The organism is Bacteroidales bacterium (assembly GCA_012517825.1).
Taxonomy (GTDB): domain Bacteria; phylum Bacteroidota; class Bacteroidia; order Bacteroidales; family JAAYUG01; genus JAAYUG01.
In genome coordinates this window covers 1-4,573 of record JAAYUG010000156.1, presented here as the reverse complement: position 1 = coordinate 4,573, position 4,573 = coordinate 1, and the positions used below count along the sequence as shown (strand labels likewise).

Annotated in this window: 4 protein-coding genes; 2 read left to right on the top strand and 2 right to left on the bottom strand. The window is 48.5% G+C overall.

Features of this window, described 5'->3' with window-relative positions; genetic code table 11:
* Nucleotides 1–79: 79 nt before the first annotated feature.
* Both GX419_11020 and GX419_11015 read right to left on the bottom strand, forming a co-directional pair.
* On the bottom strand, nucleotides 80–841 hold the full coding sequence (locus GX419_11020; GenBank protein NLI25224.1) for a hypothetical protein: 762 nt from the start codon (nucleotides 839–841) through the stop codon (nucleotides 80–82).
* Nucleotides 842–863: 22 nt separating this feature from the next.
* On the bottom strand, nucleotides 864–2,339 hold the full coding sequence (locus tag GX419_11015) for a proline--tRNA ligase (protein NLI25223.1): 1,476 nt from the start codon (nucleotides 2,337–2,339) through the stop codon (nucleotides 864–866).
* Between the two features lie 92 nt (nucleotides 2,340–2,431).
* On the opposite strand from GX419_11015, the gene GX419_11010 reads away from it, so the two are divergent.
* Both GX419_11010 and GX419_11005 read left to right on the top strand, forming a co-directional pair.
* A complete protein-coding gene (locus GX419_11010) occupies nucleotides 2,432–3,955 on the top strand; it encodes a hypothetical protein (GenBank protein ID NLI25222.1) in 1,524 nt (507 codons plus the stop codon).
* Between the two features lie 88 nt (nucleotides 3,956–4,043).
* Nucleotides 4,044–4,573: hydrocarbon degradation protein (locus GX419_11005; GenBank protein NLI25221.1), on the top strand; the 530-nt coding region annotated here is incomplete at its 3' end.

The following is a 4,573-nucleotide window of genomic DNA, read 5'->3' as shown; positions in this document are numbered from 1 at the left end:
GAAATTCATCAATGGGAAATGGGAAATCGGAAATCGGAAATTCATTAATGGGAAATCGGAAATCTATTTCGCTTCTTCCTCAAAAATAGTCAGTAAAAGAAACCAGAGAGCGGAAAACAATCTCCCCGTTATTGGCACTATGTCCCTCAACCTGCCAGATATCTTGTCCGGTCTGCACTTTAAGGATATCAAGTGTGTTTCCGGCATGGAGTTCGTTGAGGAAGGAAATGGCCAGATCGTGGATCCGCCTGGTGCGATACCATTCAGCATCAAATGCATTCATCGTCCATTCGATATAACGGTTGTTGTTCACATGGGCATTGGCATCCAGGTCGCTATAACAGGCTGTAACAGTTCCGGTTTTTGTTAAGCCTTGCACAGGTCTTACTTTCGGAATATCAATGTTTTCCCCTGCATAAAAAGGATTTTCCGGAATATTTTTCAACAGAACACTTACATCGCGCAAAGGCTTCCGGGTATCTTTCTCTATCACCAGCCAGGCAGAGGTTCCTTTAATGACTTTTTGTCCATTGGCCCGGGCGATGGTAAAATTTCGCAGGGCGAACAACCCGTCAATTCCGGCCGGCCAGGTTTCCAGAACGATTTCTTCACCCAGTATCGGATATGCCTCAATTTGAATACGAAGCCGGGAAAGTATCCATACCATTCCTTTGCTCAGAAGGGCAGCATATCCCACCCCGAGATGATCGGCATGCTGTCCGGCCGATTCCTGAAAGTAGTTGCACAAGGCGGAAACCTTGGCCAATGATATGAGATCGGCATCCAGGCCCTGTACCCTGTAATGTGATTTCCACACGGGGAGTATTGTCCTGCGCGCCATAGTCAGGAATTAGAATAAAGCATTAATAGGCTATGGCAAATAACGCTCTTTGAGCAGAGGGCCGTCCGGTAACAATGCATTTGCCAGGTTCAGGATTTGCATCAAAGGGAATAACCCGGATGGTAGCCTTTGTTTCTTCCTTGATTTTTGCTTCTGTTTCAACGGTTCCGTCCCAGTGGGCGGCAATAAATCCTCCTTTGGTTTCAAGAATTTCCTTGAATTCATCGTAACTGTTGGCTACATGGGTATTTTCTTCGCGGAAGCGAAGAGCCCGCTGGAAGAGGTTTTTCTGGATGGAATCGAGCAGAGGCTGAATTTCATTGACAACGCTTTCAATAGGTATAATGCTCTTTTCGAGGGTATCGCGGCGCGACACTTCGGCTGTTCCGTTGGCAATATCACGGGGGCCAAGGGTAATGCGCACAGGAACACCCTTTAGTTCGTATTCGGCGAATTTCCAGCCGGGTTTCTGATTGTCCGAATCATCGTACTTAACTGAAATACCGGCCTTTTTCAGTCCGGCCATCAGTTTCTCAGCAGTTTCGGAGATCTTCTTCAGTTCTTCCTCAGTTTTGAATACCGGGACGATGACAACCTGCAGGGGAGCAAGACGCGGAGGAATCACCAGTCCGTTATCATCGGAATGAGCCATAATCAGGGCGCCCATCAGGCGGGTTGATACGCCCCAGGAAGTGGCCCACACGTATTCAAGGGTCCCTTCTTTATTCAGGAATTTTACATCAAACGCTTTGGCAAAATTCTGCCCCAGAAAATGGGAAGTACCGCACTGCAGAGCTTTTCCGTCCTGCATCAACCCTTCAATGCACAAGGTTTCCACTGCACCGGCAAACCGTTCACTTTCGCTTTTCTTTCCTTTTATTACGGGCACAGCCATCCAGTTTTCGGCGAAATCGGCATAAACATCAAGCATTCTCCGGGCTTCTTCTATCGCTTCGGCGGCAGTAGCATGGGCCGTATGACCTTCCTGCCAGAGAAATTCTGCTGTGCGGAGAAACAGCCGTGTTCGCATTTCCCAGCGCACAACATTGGCCCACTGGTTGATAAGAATGGGCAGGTCGCGGTAACTCTGGATCCATCCTTTATAGGTATTCCAGATGATGGTTTCGGAGGTGGGGCGAACAATCAGCTCTTCCTCCAGTTTGGCTTCGGGATCTATTATGATCCCTTTTCCGGTTTCATCGTTTTTAAGCCGGTAATGGGTAACAACGGCACATTCTTTGGCAAAACCTTCAACATGGGCGGCTTCCTTGCTGAAAAACGATTTGGGTATAAACAGGGGAAAATAAGCATTCTGGTGACCTGTCTCCTTAAACATGCGGTCAAGTGCTGCCTGCATTTTCTCCCAGATTGCATATCCATGGGGTTTTATCACCATGCATCCCCTTACGGCAGAGTTCTCAGCCAGTCCGGCCTTGATTACCAGATCGTTATACCATTGCGAATAATTTTCGGAACGTGTTGTTAAAACTTTTGCCATAATGAGTTTTGGTATGAAATTTGTTACTATTTTTATGAATTGCAATGAAAAAACGGATGCAAGTTTACTAAAATAATCGGGAGGAACAAACCATGAGAACACCACTGTCCATAATGCTGATAATGACCGCAGTGCTTACGGCCTGTTCAGCAGGGTTCCAGACGACCGGCACAGTGACCGACGATATTTATTATTCTCCAAAGGACAGGGCAGTGGTTACCTCGGCCCCTGTTCCTGCCTCAACAGCCCGGGTCAGTCAGCCGGCGCCTGAAACCAATACAGGCGACAATCAGACCATGTCTGATTATGAAAGATACCGGCTCGCCAAGGAACAGCAACTTTATGCCCAGGATACCACTGCTTCTTCCTCACAGCAGGAATACTATTCCGGCAGAGAGGAGGGAGAAAACTATCAGTCCGACTATGTGCCGGATGATCAGAACAAATCAGTGGTTATCAACAATTATTATGATTATGACCCTTATGACTATTACTATACTTCCCGTATAAGGAGGTTTCATTCTTCCTTTTACTGGGGCTGGGGGTATTATGATCCCTTCTTTACGGATCTTTACTGGTACACCTACAATCCATGGGACTGGGGCATCAGCATTTACGCCGGATATCCATACTGGGGCTTCAGTTTTGGCTGGGGATACGATCCCTACTGGTATTCCTTTGGTTACCGGCCATACTACTGGGCCTGGTACGATCCCTGGTACGGAAATTACTGGTATGGCTATCGCCACGGTTATTACAATGGGTTTTATGATGGGTACTACGGATATTATTCACCGTACTATTATTACGGAACGCCTTATTCCTACAGGAACGACGTGGCCTATGGAAGAATTTACAACAGGAACAGCGACAGGAGTCGTGCAGGTGGATCGGGAGGCCGTTTCAGCAGTGGATATTCAACCGCCTCTGACAGATCAGTCGCAGGCAGGAGTTACAATGTTTCAACAACCGGCCGCAGGTCGTTTTCTGACGGCAACACGCTGAAGAACGGCACTGCCACTTCCCGCACGGCCGCAACGACCAATACGTCAACAACCGGGCGCCGTTCCACCGGGTATTATGATAACCCAAATTCAAACCGCAGCAATGTTACCACTACCCGTGTTCCTTCAGGGCGCTATGGGCAGGGTTCATCCGGTAATACCGGCACCCGCTCTGCCGGATCGGCCGGAACCGAACGCAGAAATTACCAACCTGTTTACAGCAGACCTTCGGGTAGTACGGGTACTTATAACACTCCGCGGCGCAGTCCTTCCACATACAACTCGCCCGATAGGAGCCGTTCCTACTACGGCAACTCCGAAGGAAGCTACACACGTCCTTCCTACAACAGGAGTTCCGGATCAGGTTCTTCCGGAAATACCTACCGTTCAGGAAGTTCCGGCTCATACAGCCGCTCTTCCGGTAGCAGCAGCCGGTCTTACACCCCTTCAAGCAGGTCGTCCGGCTCATCCTATTCCGGAAGCTCAGGCCGGTCATACAGCTCTGGCAGTTCAGGAAGTTCCGGAAGCTCCGGGCGGTCCTATAGCTCAGGTAGTTCCGGCAGTTCCGGCAGGTCTTCTTCCTCTTCTTCTTCAGGAGGTCACAGGAGGTAATTCAACTGACACATATTCCCGAATGGTTGCTGGTATACCAATTACCGGCAACCAGAAAGGAAAAAATTTGCTATAAAAATCCAATAATATGAAACGATTACTGATAACAGGTGTGGTTCTGATGAGCAGCAGCCTTTTTCTGCTGGCCCAGAACGATGGTGATGCAATACGGTTCAGTCAGTACTTTCCTATGGGTACGGCACGTTCCGTGGCTATGGGTAGTGCTTTTGGTGCCCTGGGCGCTGATTTTTCAGCCCTCAGCATCAATCCCGCCGGTATCGGCGTCTACCGGAAAAGTGAACTCACGTTTACCCCCGATATCTATTACGACAAAACCCAATCAACCTTCTATTCCCAGAAATACAACGATTTCAAGTACAAATTTCTTTTCAATAACCTGGGAGGAGTCTTTGCATTTAACAGCAACCGCGATAAGGGCTGGGTCGGCGCTGCCATCGGGGTTGGTTATAACCGGCTGGCCGACTACAACCGGAATGTAACCATATCGGCCTCCAATACACAAAGTTCCCTGCTCGACGAATTTGTTTTCTATGCCGATGGACTTGACACAAGCAGACTGAATCCAAATTATGAAATGCTGGCCTGGAAAACTGATCT

Excerpts from the sequence above, each read along its gene's own strand:
- GX419_11020 (NLI25224.1), bottom strand. The coding sequence starts at position 841 with ATGGCGCGCAGGACAATACTCCCCGTGTGGAAATCACATTACAGGGTA.
- GX419_11015 (NLI25223.1), bottom strand. The coding sequence starts at position 2,339 with ATGGCAAAAGTTTTAACAACACGTTCCGAAAATTATTCGCAATGGTAT.
- GX419_11010 (NLI25222.1), top strand. The coding sequence starts at position 2,432 with ATGAGAACACCACTGTCCATAATGCTGATAATGACCGCAGTGCTTACG.